This is a genomic window from Leclercia sp. J807, assembly GCF_009734465.1.
In the GTDB taxonomy this organism is placed as follows: domain Bacteria; phylum Pseudomonadota; class Gammaproteobacteria; order Enterobacterales; family Enterobacteriaceae; genus Enterobacter.
Genome location: NZ_CP046446.1, coordinates 3,120,495 through 3,139,869 on the forward strand (window position 1 = coordinate 3,120,495; position 19,375 = coordinate 3,139,869).

16 protein-coding genes and 1 riboswitch are annotated in these 19,375 nt (G+C 56.1%); of the genes, 5 read left to right on the forward strand and 11 right to left on the reverse strand.

Features of this window, described 5'->3' with window-relative positions:
- Positions 1-14 precede the first annotated feature (14 nt).
- The 4 genes from GNG26_RS14965 to thiM form a co-directional block, all read right to left on the reverse strand.
- The gene (locus GNG26_RS14965) at positions 15-1,169 is read right to left on the reverse strand and encodes a mandelate racemase family protein (RefSeq protein WP_156239336.1); all 1,155 of its coding nucleotides are present in this window, start codon (positions 1,167-1,169) and stop codon (positions 15-17) included.
- A gap of 309 nt (positions 1,170-1,478) precedes the next feature.
- Positions 1,479-2,531: a class I fructose-bisphosphate aldolase gene (gene fbaB / locus GNG26_RS14970; protein WP_103180254.1), complete on the reverse strand. Its 1,053-nt coding sequence runs from the start codon at positions 2,529-2,531 to the stop codon at positions 1,479-1,481.
- Between the two features lie 118 nt (positions 2,532-2,649).
- Positions 2,650-3,450, reverse strand: coding sequence for a bifunctional hydroxymethylpyrimidine kinase/phosphomethylpyrimidine kinase (gene thiD / locus GNG26_RS14975; protein WP_156239338.1), 801 nt, complete (start codon positions 3,448-3,450; stop codon positions 2,650-2,652).
- Positions 3,447-4,217, reverse strand: a complete 771-nt coding sequence (gene thiM / locus GNG26_RS14980) for a hydroxyethylthiazole kinase (protein ID WP_114314484.1) — start codon at positions 4,215-4,217, stop codon at positions 3,447-3,449. The genes thiD and thiM overlap by 4 nt, the downstream gene beginning before the upstream one ends.
- A gap of 35 nt (positions 4,218-4,252) precedes the next feature.
- Positions 4,253-4,349, reverse strand: a riboswitch (TPP riboswitch).
- Positions 4,350-4,659: 310 nt separating this feature from the next.
- Between thiM and GNG26_RS14985 the strand changes: the two genes are divergently transcribed.
- The 3 genes from GNG26_RS14985 to GNG26_RS14995 all read left to right on the forward strand — a co-directional run bounded on the left by GNG26_RS14985 (position 4,660) and on the right by GNG26_RS14995 (position 8,231).
- A complete protein-coding gene (locus GNG26_RS14985) occupies positions 4,660-5,121 on the forward strand; it encodes a hypothetical protein (RefSeq protein ID WP_156239340.1) in 462 nt (153 codons plus the stop codon).
- Positions 5,122-5,363: 242 nt separating this feature from the next.
- Positions 5,364-6,746: a diaminobutyrate--2-oxoglutarate transaminase gene (locus GNG26_RS14990; protein WP_103825048.1), complete on the forward strand. Its 1,383-nt coding sequence runs from the start codon at positions 5,364-5,366 to the stop codon at positions 6,744-6,746.
- Positions 6,747-6,764: 18 nt separating this feature from the next.
- Positions 6,765-8,231 (forward strand): aspartate aminotransferase family protein, encoded by a 1,467-nt coding sequence (locus GNG26_RS14995; RefSeq protein ID WP_114386115.1) that lies wholly within the window; start codon positions 6,765-6,767, stop codon positions 8,229-8,231.
- Between the two features lie 43 nt (positions 8,232-8,274).
- Here GNG26_RS14995 and GNG26_RS15000 read toward each other — a convergent pair whose 3' ends face one another.
- From GNG26_RS15000 to GNG26_RS15010, 3 genes are read right to left on the reverse strand one after another with little or no spacing between them, the layout of a single operon-like run.
- On the reverse strand, positions 8,275-10,476 hold the full coding sequence (locus GNG26_RS15000; RefSeq protein WP_156239343.1) for a polysaccharide biosynthesis tyrosine autokinase: 2,202 nt from the start codon (positions 10,474-10,476) through the stop codon (positions 8,275-8,277).
- The gene (locus GNG26_RS15005) at positions 10,458-10,922 is read right to left on the reverse strand and encodes a protein tyrosine phosphatase (protein WP_156239346.1); all 465 of its coding nucleotides are present in this window, start codon (positions 10,920-10,922) and stop codon (positions 10,458-10,460) included. The genes GNG26_RS15000 and GNG26_RS15005 overlap by 19 nt, the downstream gene beginning before the upstream one ends.
- The gene (locus tag GNG26_RS15010; protein WP_114314455.1) at positions 10,922-12,061 is read right to left on the reverse strand and encodes a polysaccharide export protein; all 1,140 of its coding nucleotides are present in this window, start codon (positions 12,059-12,061) and stop codon (positions 10,922-10,924) included. The genes GNG26_RS15005 and GNG26_RS15010 overlap by 1 nt, the downstream gene beginning before the upstream one ends.
- Positions 12,062-12,558: 497 nt before the next feature.
- On the opposite strand from GNG26_RS15010, the gene GNG26_RS15015 reads away from it, so the two are divergent.
- Positions 12,559-12,891 carry an RcnB family protein gene (locus GNG26_RS15015; protein WP_114314454.1) on the forward strand — a complete coding sequence of 111 codons (333 nt, stop codon included), beginning with the start codon at positions 12,559-12,561 and terminating at the stop codon, positions 12,889-12,891.
- Positions 12,892-12,976: 85 nt separating this feature from the next.
- Here GNG26_RS15015 and apbC read toward each other — a convergent pair whose 3' ends face one another.
- The gene (apbC, locus tag GNG26_RS15020) at positions 12,977-14,086 is read right to left on the reverse strand and encodes an iron-sulfur cluster carrier protein ApbC (protein ID WP_103825043.1); all 1,110 of its coding nucleotides are present in this window, start codon (positions 14,084-14,086) and stop codon (positions 12,977-12,979) included.
- 165 nt (positions 14,087-14,251) lie between these two features.
- On the opposite strand from apbC, the gene metG reads away from it, so the two are divergent.
- Positions 14,252-16,285, forward strand: coding sequence for a methionine--tRNA ligase (metG, locus tag GNG26_RS15025; protein ID WP_114386112.1), 2,034 nt, complete (start codon positions 14,252-14,254; stop codon positions 16,283-16,285).
- Between the two features lie 118 nt (positions 16,286-16,403).
- Here the strand turns inward: metG and GNG26_RS15030 are convergent, their stop codons facing one another.
- Genes GNG26_RS15030 through GNG26_RS15040 form a run of 3 tightly spaced genes read right to left on the reverse strand, consistent with a single transcriptional unit; the run spans position 16,404 to position 19,322 of the window.
- Positions 16,404-16,874 carry a DUF1456 family protein gene (locus GNG26_RS15030; RefSeq protein WP_114314452.1) on the reverse strand — a complete coding sequence of 157 codons (471 nt, stop codon included), beginning with the start codon at positions 16,872-16,874 and terminating at the stop codon, positions 16,404-16,406.
- A 46-nt stretch (positions 16,875-16,920) separates the two neighbouring features.
- Positions 16,921-17,640, reverse strand: a complete 720-nt coding sequence (gene btsR / locus GNG26_RS15035) for a two-component system response regulator BtsR (RefSeq protein ID WP_103180279.1) — start codon at positions 17,638-17,640, stop codon at positions 16,921-16,923.
- Positions 17,634-19,322: a sensor histidine kinase gene (locus GNG26_RS15040; RefSeq protein ID WP_156239348.1), complete on the reverse strand. Its 1,689-nt coding sequence runs from the start codon at positions 19,320-19,322 to the stop codon at positions 17,634-17,636. The genes btsR and GNG26_RS15040 overlap by 7 nt, the downstream gene beginning before the upstream one ends.
- Positions 19,323-19,375 lie beyond the last annotated feature (53 nt).

The window sequence follows — 19,375 nt, forward strand, 5'->3', positions numbered from 1 at the left end:
TACGTTTTTATCTGTCAGTCGTGGCTGACGGTATTGGCTTCGATATATGCAAAATTAATGTCTTCGCCGAGTCCAGGACGCGTCGGCAGGCTGACCATGCCCTCATCATCCATCGGGTCGATCAGGCTGTGCAGGTACGCAGCTGGCTCATCGTAATCGAGGAACGGGTGCAGCAGGCCGCGCTCATACCAGCGGCAGTTCTTGATCGCGCCAATTACCGCCAGGCTCGCCGCGCCGTTGCCGTGTACTTCGCAGTCCATACCAAACGATTCGGCCAGGTTGGCCACTTTCAGGGTTGGCGAAATACCGCCCACGCCATTGGCACCGGCGCGCAGGATGTCGCAGGCCCCCGCCTTCACCCAGTCGGCGCGGCTGTGATGCTTACCGCCCAGGCTTTCCGGCCCGATAATCGGAATGGAGAGGTTTTCGGCCAGCCAGGCATAGGAGGCCATGCTCTCCTCTTCCATCGGCTCTTCAAACCAGGCGAAATTGAGTTTTTCCAGCTCCTTACCGATCCACAGCGCTTCCGCGCGGCTGTACCAGTGGTAGCCGTCGATCATCAGGTCGATATCCGGCCCGACCGCTTCACGCACCGCGGCGCAGGCTTTGATATCCATTTTTGGATTAGGAGCGAAAGAGACTGGCGGCATCCAGGTGTGGAGCTTGATCGCCTTATAGCCGCGGGCGACCAGCTTTTCGGCAAAGCTGGCGTACTCTTCCGGGGTAGAGAGGCCGCCCGGCAGGTCATCGCCGCACATGGTGCTGCCGTAGGCAGGGACTTTGTCGCGGTAGCCGCCGAGGAGTTTCCACACCGGCATATTGAGTTTGCGGCCAATCAGATCCCACAGCGCCTGCTCAACAAAGCCCAGCGCGCGCTCGGTCAGCTGATGAGCGCTGCCGCGCTGCCAGTGCGCCAGCTCCTGCCAGATCTTCTCGCGATTAAATGCATCCTGGCCGACCAGTACTTTACGAAAGAAGGTGTTGACCACAAAGGGGCGCACCACTTCCGGCGGTGCAAAGGCGTACCCTTTGGTGCCATCGTCTGCGGTAATGGTCAGCATCGCCATTTTTGCCAGGCTTTCCGGTCCCGGATGGGAATGTCCGGCGCTGTCAGAGACCCGGCGGGTGGGATACTGAAAGACGGTGACGTTTACAGATTCGATTTTCATTTTTTATCCTTAAAACGGCGTAGGTTCAGCGTGTTCTTTCATTTTGAAAAGCTGTTTCGAAACTAACTTTAAGCGCAAAATTCATCCACTTCCTTAGACAAATTCCGCTAAGCGCTGACCATTTTTTGTGCATTTGCACGGGCAGAAGTGACACTTTTCACAAAAGAGAGGGGAAATGTGAAGTGGATCGGAAGGGTGATTTGAATGAAATGAAACAAGGTTTCGTAAGTAGTTCTCGTCGCTGTAGGCCGGGCAAACGAAGTGTTGCCCGGCATCTGCCCCTCTTCCAACGGAAGAGGGGCAGAATGGCTAGGCGATAGTGACTTTTTTATCGAGATAGACGTCCTGCACGGCGTTAATCAGCTTCACGCCGTCGGCCATCGATTTTTTAAACGCCTTACGGCCGAGGATCAGCCCCATGCCGCCCGCGCGTTTATTGATCACCGCCGTGCGCACCGCATCGGTGAGATCGGTCTCGCCTCCTGCCGCGCCACCGGAGTTGATCAGCCCCGCGCGGCCCATATAGCAGTTCGCCAGCTGGTAGCGTACCAGGTCGATGGGGTTATCGCTGGTCAGTTTGCTGTAGACCCGATCGTCGGTATAGCCAAACTTGACCGCCGTATAGCCGCCGTTGTTCTCGGCCATTTTTTGCTTAACGATATCCGCCCCGATGGTGGCTGCCAGATGGTTGGCCTGCCCGGTTAAATCGGCAGAGACGTGGTAATCCGTACCGTCTTTATTGAAGGCCGGGTTACGCAGATAGGCCCACAGCACCGTCACCATGCCCAGCTCATGGGCACGCTCAAAGGCGGCGGAGATCTCTTCTATCTGGCGGCGCGACTGCTCCGAGCCGAAATAGATGGTCGCCCCTACCGCTACCGCACCCATGTTGAACGCCTGCTCGACGCTGGCATACAGGGTCTGGTCATATTCGGTAGGGTAGCTCAGGGTTTCGTTGTGGTTAAGCTTGACGAGGAACGGGATGCGGTGGGCATAACGTCGCGAGACCGAGGCCAGCACGCCATAGGTGGAGGCCACGCAGTTACAGCCGGCCTCGATTGCCAGCTCGACAATATTCTTCGGATCGAAATAGAGCGGGTTAGCGGCAAACGACGCCCCGGCCGAGTGTTCTACCCCCTGATCCACCGGCAGGATCGACAGATAGCCGGTTCCCCCCAGTCGCCCGGTGTTATACAGGGTCTGCATATTTCGCAGTACCGCTGGCGGGCGGTTGTTGTCGACCATCACGCGGTCGACGTAGTCATGGCCAGGCAGATAGAGCTGGTCGGCTGGAATGGTCATACAACGATGCTGTAACAGGCTTTCGGCATCTTTGCCAAGCAACTGCGCAATATCAGTCATAGGTTTGCTCCCCTTAGTGCCGACGGGCTGCCGGCATGTTTTCTCCAGGCTCACAGGATTGCGAGCTCCCTAAGCCTGGTCCGTGGGTGGCGATTTTTCCAGCGATAAGCGCTAACCTTCACCACCATGCATGGAAATGATGGACTGGACCAATGCCCTGCCCCACTTCCAGCGTGTCCGCCTCTGCCAGCGCGCAGGAGAGCCAGGCTTTGGCTTCGCGCACCGTATCCGCCCAGCTATCATGCCGCGGGCGCAGCGCCGCCAGCGCGGCCGAGAGCGTACAGCCGGTGCCGTGGGTATTTTTGGTATTGATGCGCGGGGCGGTAAAACGTAGGGTTCCATCCCGGGTGAACAGCCAGTCGGGACTTTCAGGATCGTCCAGATGCCCGCCCTTCATCAGCACCGCTTCACAGCCCATCGCCAGCAGGGCATCGCCCTGGGCTTTCATCTCCTGCTCATTGCGGGCATGGGGCGCATCCAGCAACGCCGCCGCCTCGGGTAAATTAGGGGTAATGAGCGCCACCTGCGGCAGCAGTTTCTTACGCAGCGTATCGACGGCGGAAGGTGAAAGGAGCGGATCGCCACTTTTCGCCAGCATCACCGTATCCAGCACTACGTTTTTAACCTGATGACGCAGGAGCTGCTCCGCGACGGCCTCGACAATATCGGCCTCCGCCAGCATGCCAATCTTGGTGGTGTCGATGCGTACATCGCTAAACACCGACTCCAGCTGCGCCGCCACGAAATCAGGTTCGATGCGATAGACCGACTGCACCCCGCGGGTATTCTGGGCAACCAGGGCGGTGATCACCGAGCAGCCGTATGCGCCGAGCGCGGAGAAGGTTTTCAAATCGGCCTGGATCCCGGCCCCGCCGCTGGGGTCGGTGCCGGCAATGGTCAGGGCATTAATGCGTTTCATCGTTGTGCCCCCAGTGTCCACAGGGCATCAAGAAACGCTGCCGCAAAACTGCCCGGCCCGCGGCTTTGGGCAGCCGCAAGGGTACCGGCCCGTTTCATCCAGCCGCAGGCCGCCGCGATGTTATCCAGCCGGTCACCCGGCAGCGAACAGCTGGCCGCCACCACCGCCGACAGCGCGCAGCCGGTGCCCACCACACGGGTCATCATCGGGTCGCCCCCCGTCAGGGTCTGGGTGCGCAGTCCGTCAGTGACGTAATCCACCTCCCCCGTTACCACCACAATCGCATTGGTTTGCCGCGCCAGCGCCTGGGCGGCGGGCAGCGCGCTGGCTGCCGTATCGGTGGTGTCCACGCCGCGTCCGCCCGCGCTCATTCCGGCGAGCGCGAGAATTTCCGAGGCATTGCCGCGAATGGCCGCCGGTTTCAGGGTGAGAATTTGCTGGCAAAAACGGGTCCGGTAGGCCAGCGCGCCAACGGCTACCGGATCGAGCGTCCAGGGCTTGTCCGCCGCCACCGCGCTTTCAATCGCCCGGCGCATCGCCTGGGCGCGCGGTGCGGTCAGGGTGCCGACGTTGATCAGCAGCGCATCGGCCAGCGCGGAGAATTGTTCGGCCTCTTCGGCTTCAATCACCATCGCCGGTGATGCACCAAGGGCCAGCAGAACATTGGCGGTAAAGGTCTGCACCACGTCGTTGGTCATGCAGTGGGTCAGCGGAGAACGGGTTCGGAAATGGTGTAAGGCGTGTAGATTAAGCAGGTCAGGCTGCATGGTATCGCTCCTGCCTTGCGCGAAGAAGCGATAGCCCGGAGGGCATCTGACTTCCCTACGCTGGCATTATCCAGATCAGGTGGTACGGGTATTTCTCAGCCTTCACAAAGAAGGGCACCCCGAGTCAAATTACATACTGTAATGGAGGCAGCGTAGAGGATGCGTCTGGCAATAGCAAGATCCTTTCTGGCACGCCCCCTTTATCACATTCACGTCACCATCCGGCTTACATCTGCAAAACCATTTTCTGACCTCCGGATAACCGTCAGCCAGGATAACTCTCAAGTTTTTAGCTATTCGTGCTAAATGTGATCTTCATCAACCTGATAACGCACCTCTTCCGCGATAGTCACCGCGAGCCATCGCTGCGTTTCTACTATAGACGCACGCATAGAATGGCCAGACCAACAATAATGAACTTATCAAACCCGGGGAATAATGTATGAAAAAGATTCTGTTAGTCGGGATGGTGGCTACGCTTCTTGCGGGCTGCGTCTCAGAAGAGCAGCGCTTAGCGCAGTGTCAGGCCAAAGGCGTAAGCCGCGACGCCTGCTACGTTGCCGATCAGAACCGTCAGGCCGCCATCAATGCCGCGGCGGAAAAACAGGCCCTTGAGAATGCGCATGAAGCCGTACAACACAGTCAGGCGGCACACGTTGCCGACCCGCTGCGTGAAGCGTCATTTAGCGCCAACGGTATCAAAGCCAGCATCAATAACGGCTTTACCCAGGCGACCATCAACGGCGAAAAAGCCACGGTGAAACGCTTTAATGCTAACTTCTACGAAGTCAGAGGCGCAGGCTACGTCCTGTCGATCTCGCTGGATGCGGACGGCGTGACCGATGCCTCGTGGAATAAAACCCATGGCCGCGACAACGGCATTCTGAACGTCGTTCAAAAGTAGTCCAAAAGTATTCTAAAACGCCCCTCTTTTTTACACGAAGCGCCCCCCACAAAACCTCAGCTACCATGCGGGGTTACGCCTTACGCGCGTTGATTCAACGCGCGTTACAAAACGATAAACAATTAACCATTGAGCCCCGGGCAAAAAGGCTCTATATTGGCCGCGTTTTTTGAGGCCCTTCTCATTTTTTTCATTAATTATTCAATCGGAGCCACGTGCTGAGCTGCGGTTGTAGGAGTGATATGATGACGGATAAAGTCCGTATTGATACTTTGAATGCTTCTTCTTTCAAAACCAACGAAACCTATCTGGCCCGTCAGGCCGAAATGGAATCCAATGTCAGGAGTTATCCGCGCAAACTGCCTTTAGCTATTACCAAGGCGGAAGGGGTGTGGATCACCGATGCGGATAATAAAGAGTATCTTGATTGCCTGGCCGGTGCGGGAACGCTGGCGCTGGGTCATAACCATCCTGATGTGCTGAAAAGCATTCAAAGTGTCATTACCAGCGGCTTGCCGTTACATACCCTGGATCTGACGACGCCGTTAAAAGATGCGTTCTCAGAATACCTGCTCTCCTTGCTGCCAGGTCAGGGTAAAGAGTACTGCCTGCAGTTTACCGGCCCATCCGGTGCAGACGCCGTTGAAGCCGCGCTGAAGCTGGCGAAAAAAGTGACTGGCCGTAGCGGCATTATCAGCTTCTCCGGTGCTTATCACGGCATGACCCACGGCGCACTGTCCGTGACCGGCAACCTCTCTCCGAAAGAAGCGGTTGACGGCATGATGCCTGAAGTTCAGTTCATGCCTTACCCACACCAGTACCGCTGCCCGCTGGGTATCGGTGGTGAAGCGGGCGTGAAAGCGCTGGCCTACTACTTCGAAAACCTGATCAACGACGTGGAAAGCGGCGTGCGTAAACCTGCTGCCGTGATCCTGGAAGCTGTCCAGGGCGAAGGCGGTGTGAACCCGGCGCCGGTTGAATGGCTGCAGCGCATCCGTAAAGTGACCGAAGAACACGGCATTCTGCTGATCCTCGACGAAGTTCAGGCTGGTTTTGCCCGTACCGGTAAATTCTTCGCCTTCGAACACGCAGGTATTCAGCCAGACATCGTGGTGATGTCCAAAGCTGTAGGCGGCGGTCTGCCGCTGGCCGTTCTGGGTATCAAAAAGCAGTTCGATGCCTGGTCTCCGGGTCACCATACCGGTACCTTCCGCGGCAACCAGCTGGCGATGGCTACCGGCCTCACCACCCTGCAGATCCTTAAAGAGCAGAACATCGCCGATAAAGTTGCCGCCCAGGGCGAGTGGCTGAAAGCGAAGCTGGTTGAGCTGCAGAAACGCTATCCGGTTATCGGTCACGTGCGCGGTCTGGGCATGATGATCGGTATTGAGATCGTCAAACCGCACGAAGCTGCCGACCATATGGGCTGCTTCCCGGGCGACGGCGAGCTCTCTGCGCTGATCCAGAAGAAGTGCTTCGAAGCAGGCCTGATTCTGGAGCGTGGCGGCCGTAACGGTAACGTTGTGCGTCTGCTGCCTTCCCTGCTGATCAGCGATCAGGAGCTGAATGTGTTCCTGGACAAATTTGAGCAGGCGCTGCTTGCTGCGGGCGTTCGCCCAGTTTAACCGGAGACAATGGATAGAATGTCAGATTTAAACCCGATTTTGTCGTCCTCGGCGCAAAGCATCGAAGCCTACCAGCAGGCGATCGAGCAGAGCACCCAGGCGGTCATGCAGTGGCTGAAACAGCCGGAAATGTACCAGGGTAAAACGGTCGCCGAGCTGCGCGAACGTATTAACCTGGAATTCAGTCCGGAAGGGCTGGGCAACGAAACCGCTATCGAGCGTGCCGTTGAATATTTCCTGAAAGACAGCCTGGCGGTGCATCATCCGCAGTGTGTGGCGCATCTCCACTGCCCGAGCCTGGTGGTAAGCCAGGCGGCGGAAGTGATGATCAACGCCACTAACCAGAGCATGGACTCCTGGGATCAGAGCCCGTCCGCGACCATTATCGAGATAAAACTGATCGAGTGGCTGCGTACCCGCCTGGGTTATCAGGCGGGCGACGCTGGGGTCTTCACCAGCGGCGGCACCCAGAGCAACATGATGGGTCTGATGCTGGCGCGCGATGCCTTCTTTGCGCGTCAGGGCCACTCCGTCCAGCAGGATGGTCTGGTGGGCGATCTGCGTAAGATCCGAGTGCTGTGCTCCGAGAGCGCGCACTTCTCCGTGCAGAAGAACATGGCGCTGATGGGCCTCGGCTACCAGTCCGTTATTCAGGTTAAAACTGACGAATGTTCGCGCATGGATCTGACCGATCTGGCCGCGAAAATTGAGCAGTGCAATGCCAACGGCGAACAGATTCTGGCGATCGTTGCCACCGCAGGCACCACCGATGCGGGCGCTATCGATCCGCTGCGTGCCATTGCAGAGCTGGCGGCGAAGCAGAATATCTGGGTTCACGTCGATGCGGCATGGGGCGGCGCGCTGCTGATGTCTGAGAAGTATCGCGATTACCTCGACGGTATCGAGCTGGTGGATTCCGTTACTCTGGACTTCCACAAGCAGTTCTTCCAGACCATCAGCTGCGGCGCGTTCCTGCTGAAAGAGGCGCGTCACTATGAGCTGATGCGCTATCAGGCGGCGTACCTGAACTCTGAGTTCGACGAAGAGGCTGGCGTACCAAACCTGGTATCCAAATCTCTGCAGACCACCCGTCGTTTTGACGCGCTGAAGTTGTGGATGAGCCTGGAAGCGTTGGGCGAGAAGAAATACGCTGAGATCATCGATCACGGTGTCACCATGGCCCAACAGGTTGCGGCGTATGTCACTGACCAGCCGCGACTGGAACTGGTCATGCCGCCGCAGCTGGCGAGCGTTCTGTTCCGTTTCCGTCCGGAGCATCAGCTGGATGACGCGGCCATCGCGCTGCTCAACCAGAAGATTGGCGATGCCCTGCTGGAATCAGGCCGCGCTAACGTGGGTGTTACCGAGCATAACGGTGTCACCTGCCTGAAGCTGACCCTGCTGAACCCAATTGTGACCCTGGAGGATGTTAAAGTCCTGCTGTCACTGGTGGAACGCACGGCGAACGAGCTGCTGGCTAAGTAAGTTGTCCCCCCGGCAGCGCTCGCTGCCGGGTCTCTCTCTTTCGTTATCTCGCTTTACTCTTCTCGCTTCCGTGCTGCCCGGCAGAATAGCCATAAGCATCATAACCGGAAGCATAATAGCTGGCTGCCGATTTCACGACGTCGTTCAGAATCGCCCCTTTGATGTTGACCCCCATCTGCTGTAAACGATGCTGGCTGACCTCCATCTCGCGAACGCTGGTCACGTTAAACCGGGCCACCAGCAGGGTAGAGGCGGCGATCTGACCTACCAACGCAGCATCGGTGACCGCCAGAACCGGCGGCGCGTCGACAATCACTATGTCGTACCGTTCGCTGGCCCAGGCCATAAATTCACGAAGACGATCGTGCGATAGCAGCTCAGCGGGATTAGGCGGATACTGCCCGCAGGTCACAACATCAAACTGTCCGCTGGTGTAAGTCTGAATCGCCGCCTGGAAGGTCACTTTGCCTGACAGCACATCCGATAAACCGGCGTCATTGCACAACCCAAAGATGTTATGCACGTAGCCTTTACGCATATCAGCATCGATAAACAGCACCCGTTTATCGACCTGCGTCACCAGCGCCGCCAGTGAGGTACTGACCAGTGTTTTACCGCAGTCCTGAGTCGGGCCGCTGAACATGAGAATGTTATTTGCGGCATCCATCATCGCGAAGTGCAGGCTGGTGCGTAACCCGCGCACTGCTTCGACAAAATTATCCAGCGGCCTGTCGACGGGTAAGAATGGCACATCTTTAATTTTATGCCGCCTGGAGTAGTTAAAGAAATAGCGGCCGCCCGCCCGGGTTTTATTATGCAGCCAGACCGAATGGGGCAACGTGGCATAAACGTTAATGCCCTCTTTTTCAAGCTGTTCCGGAGCGTTTATGCCGCGTCGCAGCGCCGCTTTCGCCAGCACGCACCCTGACGAGAGGAAGAATCCGAACAGGGTCATGAAAGCCACAATTGTCGCCTTGCGCGGCTTGATAGGCTCAGGGTGCGTGGCTGCCGAGTCGATAATGCGCGCATTGCCAATCGTGCTGGAACGGGAGATATTGAGCTCCTGCTGACGCGTCAGAAGCTGAAGATAAACCGCCCGATTGGTATCCACGTCGCGGCTCAGGCGCAAAACCTGCTGCTGCGTAGACGGCATCGTCTCCACACGCTTGTTCAGTCGTTCACGTTCGCTTTCTAAAGTCTGCCGCTTTTCACGCAGCGCCCGATAGGTTGGATGGTCCTTTTTAAAGTGCTGAGAGACCTCCGCCTCGCGGAAAGTGAGCTCGTTGAGCTGATTGTCAACGTTAACAATCTGTTCCAGCACTGACTTGGCTTCCAGGGTTAAATCCACCGAGTCACGCTGTTTACGATAGGCATTGAGACGCTCCTCGGCCTGCTCCAGCTCTTGCTGCACCAGCGGTAGCTGGCGTTGCAGAAAGTCGAGGCTCTGCGAATCCTGGGCGGCCTGGCGGGCAATATTCTGCTGCAGATAGTTGTGCATAATATGATTGAGCGTGCTTTTGATCTGCACAGGATCGTGGCCAGTCAGACTCAGCATCAGGATCCCGCTCTCTTTACCCTGCTCGGTCACGCTAAACTGACGGCTCAGGGCATTGATCACCTCCAGTTGCCCACGTTGCCGAACCTTGAATTGTGTGCCGGGCGGCGCCGACAATTCGCGAACGGTAATGCTCACCCCGGCATGCTGCACGGGGGTACCTACCGTGCCGCGCGCGCTGATGCCCTCTCCTTGCAGCAGAAAACGTCCGTTATCTTCGGCGGTCAGGGTCAGTATCATCGGTTTGCCTGGAATTTCAGGGATCGTCAAATTATCCAGAATCAGCGTAGCGGCGGGCTGACCGGTAAGCTTCGCCCATGCTTTGCCTATCAGCGGCAGGCGAACCTGGGTTATTTCATCGCGTAAGCGCAGCGCCTCCACCGTTTTACCCAGGATCATTCGCGATTTCAGTATCTGAATTTCGGCGCTGGAATCTGATGAAAGCGTCGGTGTCAGCTGATCTAAGGTTTTAAGAATGCTGTTCTGCTGCTTATCTTCTATTTGCACCATCGCATCGGCGAGATAGACCGGTGATGCAAAGAGTGCATAAAACGTTCCCAGAAGCACAAAAATTAGCGTAATGCCGAGAATAGCAACGCGATGATCGATTAACTCTCCCAGAAGACGCGCCAGATCAAGCTCATGATGACTGTCAGCATGACCTTGGGTATTTACAATGTTCGACGGCATGTACGTAATCCCTTAACGGTAAGTCGGTTGGCCCATTCCTGGCTTGCTTCGCCAAGCAGGCGAAAAACATATTCAAAAGCTTCCATGCTTTTGCCGTACGGATCGGGGATCTCTTGTTCCCTCAGCCATTGCCCAAACAGCAAGGCTTTGCCACGCGCCTCCGGCGCGATAAGCGAGATCCGGTTTATTTGCTGTGACTCCATGGCAAGGAGCAGATCGTATTCACGCATCATCGCTGCCGTCAGCGGACGGGCCACATGATCCGCCAGGGACAGGCCATGCATGGCAGCGATTTTTTGCGCATAACGATCCGCCGGGTACCCGGCAAGACCGCGAATACCTGCTGATGCGATGGTTAACGAGGGTAACTGTTGCTGTAACAGACGCTCTCCAATCGGGGAACGGCAAACATTTCCCGTACAAATCACCAGAATGGATCGGATCATTATTCAGGCCACGATTTAATAAAGCGCACAGTTTCGGTCAGATCATGCACACCGCTGATCGTCGGCACCAGCTGCGTCAATACTCTGTTCCAGCGTGAAACAGGCGCGGTGGTGACATAGACGATATCGTAGGGCTGAAGCTGAAATTCAGTGCCGAGCACCATCGCAGACGCGTCGCGGGCATTGAGTTGATAGATACGCGCGATTTTGCCGTCCTGGCTGTTCTTGCCGTTGGAGCGAATGACGAAGATGCCGGTGGCGTCGGCCATGCTCTGGTTAAGGCCACCCGCGTTCGCCAGGGCTTCTGCCAGCGTCATGCCGCTGCGATCCATCTTGAGGGTGCTCTGTTTCACCACTTCACCCATGACAAAAACTTTCAGAGCATCATTGCGTGGTACGAACAGAATATCGCCCGGCCACAGCAGCCTGTTTTGCGTCAGGTCCCCGTGCTGCATCAGGGCATAGAGAGAAATCCGGGTATCCTTACCCTTATGCGTCAACACGACATTTCGCCAGTCTGCATCCGTCGAGAGGCCACCCGCCGCGTTGATCGCATCCATAATGGTCAGAGGGATATTGGTAATTGGCTGCTGCCCTGACTTCACCACTTCGCCAGTGACATAGGCTTTTTGCGAACGAAACGCCGCGATACTGACATCGACCTGCGGGCTTTCAATCACCCTGTCCAGTCGGGCGGTGATCTCTTCGCGCACCTGGGCGAGCGTTTTTCCGGCAACGTGTAGCTTACCGACGTAGGGGTAAAAGAGCGTTCCGTCTGCGCCGACCCAGTTTCCGGTGTCGCTTGCGCTACGGTATTGCCCGGCAGGGGTAGTGAGCTCGGGGTGATCCCAGACGGTGATCATCAACACATCTCCGGGGCCTATACGGTACTCCCAGCGCTTTAATTGTTCATCCAGACTCGGATTTGCCTGAGATTTCACCTGGCTTGTTCGAAGCTGTTCAATCACTGAAGGCGTTAATGGCCAGACATCCATTTTCTTATTTAAATCATATGGATTGTCGCTAACTGCAATATTATTTTTCCCAGAAGTGTTTATATGTTGACCGGGCGTAATGGTGCAGCCTGTTAATAATAATGCGCAAAAAATACTTACACTGGAGCGGAGTGGTGTTGTCATTAATAAGAGATACTCTAATATATTCCGTTAAATGCCCATCAATTTCCCTGTAGCTCCCATTAAATTTGCCACATCACTTAACTTAAAATTTTACTTACGATCAAAGAGTTACAAGGAAACAACCTAATAAAAAAACACTAGCTGTACTGGAGATTGTCTGGTGATATCTTTGAAAAGAGGAAAACCAAAACAACACAAATTAATTAAAAAGCATCATAAACACTTCACAAAAAAATTAACATACTACATTAACGGCTATTATGTCCGAACGCGTCATTTTCGGAATTTATAAATACAAAAATAAATAATATAAATTTAAATTAGGAAATAAATTCACTATATAAATAATTGAGTCTGGCCAGAGCAACTTAAGGATGTGTTGATTTGTTACATTTTTAACGCACTTAGCCAACCGGCAAAACATAAAATAGACTATCTGTTGCTCAGCCACGAAACGGCAGAACAAGAGTAATGGCCACGGTAAATCTGGAGATAAAATGACTAAAGGTAAAATTCTACTTCTGGGCGTATTGATGTCACTGGCGAGCACGGCATTTGCTGCGCCACAAGCCACAGCGGCCCCCTCTGGCATCCAGGCCTATGAGGAACAGGAATTTGTAGCCGATTTTACGAAATACAAGATTGGTGATTTCGCCCCGGCGCAGTACCTGACACCTGAGTACACCATCAAGCAGTATAAGCTCCGTAACCTGCCTGAACCGGATGCGGGAACTCACTGGACTTACATGGGCGAGAACTACGTGCTGGTAGGCGATACTGACGGTAAGATCTACAAAGCGTATAACGGCGATATCTTCTACCACCGTTAATCGCTTATTGCGCCGGGTGACGCTTCGCTTACCCGGCCTACCCTAACTTGTAGGCCCACGCAAACAAAGCGCCCCCGGCAAAGCCTTACACCGCGCGGAACGCGATATCGCCCGGGATTACCTCACCCTGCCAGTAAAGCTGTGCGGCAACGCGGTTTGCCAGCTGACGATACATCTCAGCAAACTCACTTTCAGGACGGTTGACGACGGTCGGCTTGCCGCTATCCAGATCTTCACGCAGCGTAATGTGCAGCGGCATCTGCCCCAGCAGCTGGGTGTGATACTGCGCAGCCAGTTTTTCTGCCCCGCCGGTACCGAAGATGGCTTCATGGTGACCGCAGTTGCTGCAGATATGCATGCTCATGTTTTCAACGATACCCAGCACTGGCACCTCTACCTTCTCGAACATCACAATGCCTTTTTTGGCATCAATCAGCGCGATGTCCTGCGGGGTGGTGACAACCACCGCACCGGTAACCGGGATGTTCTGCGCCAGGGTCAGCTGAATGTCACCGGTGCCCGGCGGCATATCGAGCACCAGATAATCGAGATCCGGCCACATGGTCTCCTGCAACATCTGCATCAGCGCTTTGCTGGCCATCGGCCCGCGCCACACCATGGCGTTATCGTCAGTGACCAGATAGCCAATGGAGTTGGTCGCCAGACCGTAAGCCATAATCGGCGCCATGTGGGTGCCATCCGGCGAAGTCGGACGCTGATTTTCCGCGCCGAGCATGTTCGGGATTGACGGTCCATAGATATCAGCATCCAGGATACCAACCTTCGCCCCTTCGGCGGCCAGCGCCAGCGCCAGGTTCACGGCAGTAGAGGATTTACCCACCCCGCCCTTGCCGGAGCTGATCGCGATGATATTTTTCACGCCATTAATGCCCGGATGGTTCTTCACCCGTTTCAGCGTGGCGATGGTATGGGTCAATTTCCAGTCGATGGCCTTCGCCCCGGTGATGCGCAGCAGTTCGGCGCTGGTTTGCTCTTTCAGCGTCTCGAACGCATGGCTCCAGACGAACGGCATATGCAGTTCGACATGCAGGGTATCATCCAGCCACGCCACGTGATGTAACGCTTTCAGCGTGGTGAGATTGTGCTTCAGGGTGGGGTGCTGAAAATTAGCCAGCGTCCCGGCAACCATTGCGCGCAAGGCTTCCGGTGATTTGGCCTGGGATTGAGAACTCATCCCGACTCCTTTGTAGTTGTTCTGAAAAAGAGATGTAATTACCAAGTTTACCCCAGAGGTAACAATTATTCATTTATGGATTAATGCCCTTATCACTTGGCGTAGTTATTCCCTTTCGGGTAACATCAAAAACCCTTTTCACAGCTAAAAGAAGTAATACCTACTATGACTCAAGTCGCGAAAAAAATTCTGGTAACGTGCGCTCTGCCGTACGCTAACGGCTCCATCCACCTCGGCCACATGCTGGAGCATATCCAGGCTGATGTCTGGGTCCGTTACCAGCGAATGCGCGGCCACGAGGTAAACTTCATCTGTGCAGACGACGCTCACGGCACGCCAATCATGCTGAAAGCGCAGCAGCTGGGTATCTCCCCGGAGCAGATGATTGCCGAAATGAGTCAGGAGCATCAGACCGATTTTGCTGGCTTCGACATCAGCTATGACAACTATCACTCCACGCACAGCGACGAAAACCGTGAGCTGTCGGAGCTGATCTATACCCGTCTGAAAGAGAATGGTTTTATCAAAAACCGCACCATCTCTCAGCTCTACGATCCAGAAAAAGGCATGTTCCTGCCGGACCGTTTCGTGAAAGGCACCTGCCCGAAATGTAAGTCTCCGGACCAGTATGGCGATAACTGCGAAGTGTGCGGCGCAACCTACAGCCCAACCGAGCTGATTGAGCCGAAATCCGTGGTTTCCGGCGCGACGCCAGAGATGCGTGATTCCGAACACTTCTTCTTCGACCTGCCGTCGTTCAGCGAAATGCTGCAGGCGTGGACCCGCAGCGGCGCGCTGCAGGAGCAGGTGGCGAACAAGATGCAGGAGTGGTTTGAATCCGGCCTGCAGCAGTGGGATATCTCCCGCGATGCGCCATACTTCGGCTTCGAAATCCCGAACGCACCGGGCAAATACTTCTACGTCTGGCTGGATGCGCCTATCGGCTACATGGGCTCCTTCAAGAACCTGTGCGACAAGCGCGGCGATACCACCAGCTTCGACGAGTACTGGAAGAAAGATTCCACCGCCGAGCTGTATCACTTCATCGGCAAAGACATCGTTTACTTCCACAGCCTGTTCTGGCCTGCCATGCTGGAAGGCAGCGGTTTCCGCAAGCCAACCAACCTGTTCGTTCACGGCTATGTGACCGTAAACGGCGCGAAGATGTCCAAATCCCGCGGCACCTTCATTAAGGCCAGCACCTGGCTGAACCACTTTGATGCCGACAGCCTGCGCTACTACTACGCGGCGAAGCTCTCTTCCCGTATCGACGATATCGACCTGAACCTGGAAGATTTCGTCCAGCGTGTTAATGCTGACATCGTGAACAAAGTGGTCAACCTGGCTTCCCGTAACGCCGGCTTTATCGCCAAGCGTTTCGACGGCGTGATGGCGGCGGAACTGGCGGATCCTGAGCTGTACAAAACCTTCACCGACGCGGCTGCCGTAATTGGCGAAGCGTGGGAGAGCCGCGAGTTTGGTAAAGCGGTGCGTGAGATCATGGCCCTGGCCGACCTCGCTAACCGCTACGTTGACGAGCAGGCACCGTGGGTAGTTGCCAAACAGGAAGGCCGCGACGCTGACCTGCAGGCGATCTGCTCCATGGGGATCAACCTGTTCCGCGTGCTGATGTCTTACCTCAAGCCGGTTCTGCCGCAGCTGGCCGCGCGTACCGAAGCGTTCCTGAATACCGAACTGAGCTGGGACAGCATCAATCAGCCGCTGCTCGGCCATAAGCTGAACGCCTTCAAGGCGCTCTACAACCGCATCGAGATGAAGCAGGTTGAAGCCCTGGTTGAAGCCTCGAAAGAAGAGGTGAAAGCCGCAGCCGCGCCGGTTACCGGCCCGCTGGCGGACGATCCGATTCAGGAGACCATCAGTTTCGATGATTTCGCCAAAGTCGATATGCGCGTGGCGCTGATTGAAAACGCGGAATTTGTGGAAGGCTCCGACAAGCTGCTGCGCCTGACCCTCGATCTGGGCGGCGAGAAGCGCAACGTCTTCTCCGGTATTCGTTCCGCCTACCCGGATCCGCAGGTGCTGATTGGCCGCCACACGGTGATGGTGGCGAACCTCGCGCCGCGCAAAATGCGCTTCGGCATCTCTGAGGGGATGGTGATGGCCGCAGGTCCTGGCGGGAAAGATATCTTCCTGTTAAGCCCGGACAGCGGTGCGCTGCCTGGTCATCAGGTGAAATAAATAAAAAAGCCGGAGTTAATCTCCGGCTTTTTTTATACCCTTTTGCCGGGTGGCGGCTTCGCCTTACCCGGCCTGCATAACCCGTAGGCCCGCGCAAGCGCAGCGCCGCCGGGCAACATTACGGCTTCGCGGCATGCACCCGGTTGGTGAGCCCACGCAGGAAGTAGCGCAGGAACTGATCCCCACACTCGCGATAATTTTTATGGTCCGGCGCGCGCATCATGGCGGTGATTTCCGGCATTGAGACGCGGAACTTCTGTTCGGTCATAATGGCCAGAATATCGTCGGTTTTCAGCGAAAAGGCGATGCGCAGTTTCTTCAGCACCGTGTTGTTATTCACCCGACGCTCCAGCGACAGCTCAGGCGCAGATTCATCTTTGCCACGCTTGTGGTAGATCAGGCCGTTCAGAAAACCGGAGAGGATGATGTCCGGGCAGCGAACAAACCCCTCCTCGTCCTCTTTGGTCATCCAGGTGTCGAACCCGGCGGAGGTGGATTCCATGTCGGCAAGCGCAAGAATGCGCACCATGTCGTTGTTATTGGCTTTCAGGGTGTAGCGCAGGCTACGAAGAATATCATTACTGAGCATAGAGCCTTCGAGTGTCGATGATGCAATGGCGCGCAGTGTAGCAGTTTTACAGCCCTATCGCCTCTTTCAAACTTTTCAGGTAGCGACGGCTGACCGGCACCGTCTGTCCGGCGCGCAGCACCAGTTCTGCCTGACCGTTCTCCTCGAGGCGGATCTCTTTCAGATGCGCCATGTTCACCAGGTACTGGCGATGACAGCGCAGCAGCGGTGTACGGCTCTCCAGGGTGCGCAGCGTCAGCTCGGTAAAGCCCTCTTTGCCTTCGTGGCTGGTGACAAACACCCCGCTCATCCGGCTACTGACAAAGGCCACATCCTCCATCTGCAGCAGATAGATCCGGCTGTGGCCGGTACAGGGGATAAACTTCAGCGGCTGCTGGTGTTCCGCCAGCAGCGATACGTCCTGCACGTTGCGCTCCTGGCGCAGGCGGTTGAGGGTTTTTTCCAGCCGCGGCTCTTCGATGGGTTTCAGCAGATAGTCAAAGGCGTGCTCTTCGAACGCTTTTACCGCGTATTCATCAAAGGCGGTGAGAAAGACAATGTAGGGACGATGTTCCGGGTCGAGCATGCCCACCATCTCCAGACCGCTGATGCGCGGCATCTGGATATCCAGAAACAGCACATCGGGGCGCAGCTTGTGCACGGCACTAATGGCTTCAATGGCGTTAGCGCACTCGCCGACAATCTCAATATCGCTGTGCTCCTGCAGTAAAAATCGCAGGTTTTCTCGCGCTAAAGGCTCGTCATCGACAATCAGCACATTCAACATGCGTGTTCCTCCAGAGGCAGTCGTAAGGTTATACGGGTAAAGCTGTCGGGCTCACAGGTAACGGTAATGCCGCAGTTCTCACCAAAATGGGCGCGCAGGCGTTTGTCCACCAGCCCCATTCCCAGGCCTCCCCCCTCTTTTGCACCGCTGTAGAGCCCGGCGTTGTCTTCTATATGCAGCACCAGATATCGGTTAAAGCGGCTGGCAGTGATGGTTATCTCACCGATACCCAGTAGCTGGGAGGTGCCATGCTTGATGGCGTTTTCCACAATCGGCTGCAGGGTAAAGGCTGGCAGCTGCTGCCAGGCCAGCTCATCCGGCACCGACAGGGTCACCTGCAGACGCGACTGGAACCGGGCCTGCTCGATTTGCAGATAGGCATTCACATGCTCTATTTCATCCGCGAGGGTGACAATTTCCGACGGCCGCTTCAGATTCTTACGGAAAAAGGTCGAGAGAAATTGCACCAGCTGCGTTGCCTGCTCGCTGTCCCGACGGATCACTGCCTTCAGGGTGTTGAGGGCGTTAAACAGAAAATGCGGGTTCACCTGCGCATGCAGGAGCTTGATCTCCGACTGGGTCAGCAACGCCTTCTGCCGCTCATACTGCCCGGCGAGAATCTGCGCCGAGAGCAGCTGGGCGATCCCCTCCCCCAGTGTACGGTTGATGGAGCTGAACAGGCGGTTTTTCGCTTCATACAGTTTAATGGTGCCCATCACCCGCTGGTTTTCGCCGCGCAGCGGGATCACCAGCGTCGAGCCCAGCTTGCACTGCGGATGCAGTGAGCAGCGGTACGGCACTTCGTTTCCGTCGGCGTAGACTACCTCACCGGTCTCGATGGCACGAAGCGTATATGCGGACGAAATCGGTCTGCCTGGCAGGTGGTGGTCGTCCCCGGTGCCGGTAAAGGCCAGCAGTTTTTCGCGATCGGTAATGGCGACCGCGCTGATATCCAGCGCCTGATGGAGCACCTGCGCCACCTTCATGCTGTTCTCTTCGTTAAAGCCCTGACGCAGGATCCCCTCCGTCGAGGCCGCGACATTGAGCGCCGTTGCCGAAAAGGCCGAGGTGTACTTTTCAAACATGGCCCGCTTATCGAGCAGAATGCGCATAAACAGCGCGGCGCCTACGGTGTTGGTGACCATCATCGGCGCGGCAATGCTGCCCACCAGATGCAGGGCATCTTCGAAGGGACGGGCAATCAGCAAAATGATCAGCATCTGCACCAGCTCGGCCACCAGGGTTATCGCGCCTGCGGTAAGGGGGCTGAAGACTTTATCCGGGCGACCGCGGCGGATCATCACGCTGTGGACGAGGCCGCCAAGCAGCCCTTCGACAATGGTCGAGATCATACAGCTCAGCGCCGTCATGCCGCCCATTGAGTAGCGGTGCAGCCCCCCGGTCAGCCCCACCAGTCCGCCGACAACCGGGCCGCCGAGCAGGCCACCCATCACCGCGCCAATCGCACGGGTGTTGGCAATGGAGTCTTCGATATGCAGGCCCAGATAGGTGCCGAGAATGCAGAAGATAGAGAAGGTAACGTAGCAGAGCAGCTTGTGCGGCAGACGAACGGTGACCTGCATCAGGGGGATGAACAGGCGTGTTTTACTCATCAACCACGCGATGACCAGAAACACACACATCTGCTGAAGCAGCAGCAACACCAGATTAAATTCGTACATACCCACAAACCGCAAATTCTGAAAGCGCGTAACATACACCGAAGCGCAATAAC

What these genes read in the sequence shown, in the direction of transcription:
- GNG26_RS14965 (WP_156239336.1), bottom strand. Translation starts at nt 1,169, where the DNA reads ATGAAAATCGAATCTGTAAACGTCACCGTCTTTCAGTATCCCACCCGC.
- fbaB (WP_103180254.1), bottom strand. Translation starts at nt 2,531, where the DNA reads ATGACTGATATTGCGCAGTTGCTTGGCAAAGATGCCGAAAGCCTGTTA.
- thiD (WP_156239338.1), bottom strand. Translation starts at nt 3,450, where the DNA reads ATGAAACGCATTAATGCCCTGACCATTGCCGGCACCGACCCCAGCGGC.
- thiM (WP_114314484.1), bottom strand. Translation starts at nt 4,217, where the DNA reads ATGCAGCCTGACCTGCTTAATCTACACGCCTTACACCATTTCCGAACC.
- GNG26_RS14985 (WP_156239340.1), top strand. Translation starts at nt 4,660, where the DNA reads ATGAAAAAGATTCTGTTAGTCGGGATGGTGGCTACGCTTCTTGCGGGC.
- GNG26_RS14990 (WP_103825048.1), top strand. Translation starts at nt 5,364, where the DNA reads ATGATGACGGATAAAGTCCGTATTGATACTTTGAATGCTTCTTCTTTC.
- GNG26_RS14995 (WP_114386115.1), top strand. Translation starts at nt 6,765, where the DNA reads ATGTCAGATTTAAACCCGATTTTGTCGTCCTCGGCGCAAAGCATCGAA.
- GNG26_RS15000 (WP_156239343.1), bottom strand. Translation starts at nt 10,476, where the DNA reads ATGCCGTCGAACATTGTAAATACCCAAGGTCATGCTGACAGTCATCAT.
- GNG26_RS15005 (WP_156239346.1), bottom strand. Translation starts at nt 10,922, where the DNA reads ATGATCCGATCCATTCTGGTGATTTGTACGGGAAATGTTTGCCGTTCC.
- GNG26_RS15010 (WP_114314455.1), bottom strand. Translation starts at nt 12,061, where the DNA reads ATGACAACACCACTCCGCTCCAGTGTAAGTATTTTTTGCGCATTATTA.
- GNG26_RS15015 (WP_114314454.1), top strand. Translation starts at nt 12,559, where the DNA reads ATGACTAAAGGTAAAATTCTACTTCTGGGCGTATTGATGTCACTGGCG.
- apbC (WP_103825043.1), bottom strand. Translation starts at nt 14,086, where the DNA reads ATGAGTTCTCAATCCCAGGCCAAATCACCGGAAGCCTTGCGCGCAATG.
- metG (WP_114386112.1), top strand. Translation starts at nt 14,252, where the DNA reads ATGACTCAAGTCGCGAAAAAAATTCTGGTAACGTGCGCTCTGCCGTAC.
- GNG26_RS15030 (WP_114314452.1), bottom strand. Translation starts at nt 16,874, where the DNA reads ATGCTCAGTAATGATATTCTTCGTAGCCTGCGCTACACCCTGAAAGCC.
- btsR (WP_103180279.1), bottom strand. Translation starts at nt 17,640, where the DNA reads ATGTTGAATGTGCTGATTGTCGATGACGAGCCTTTAGCGCGAGAAAAC.
- GNG26_RS15040 (WP_156239348.1), bottom strand. Translation starts at nt 19,322, where the DNA reads ATGTACGAATTTAATCTGGTGTTGCTGCTGCTTCAGCAGATGTGTGTG.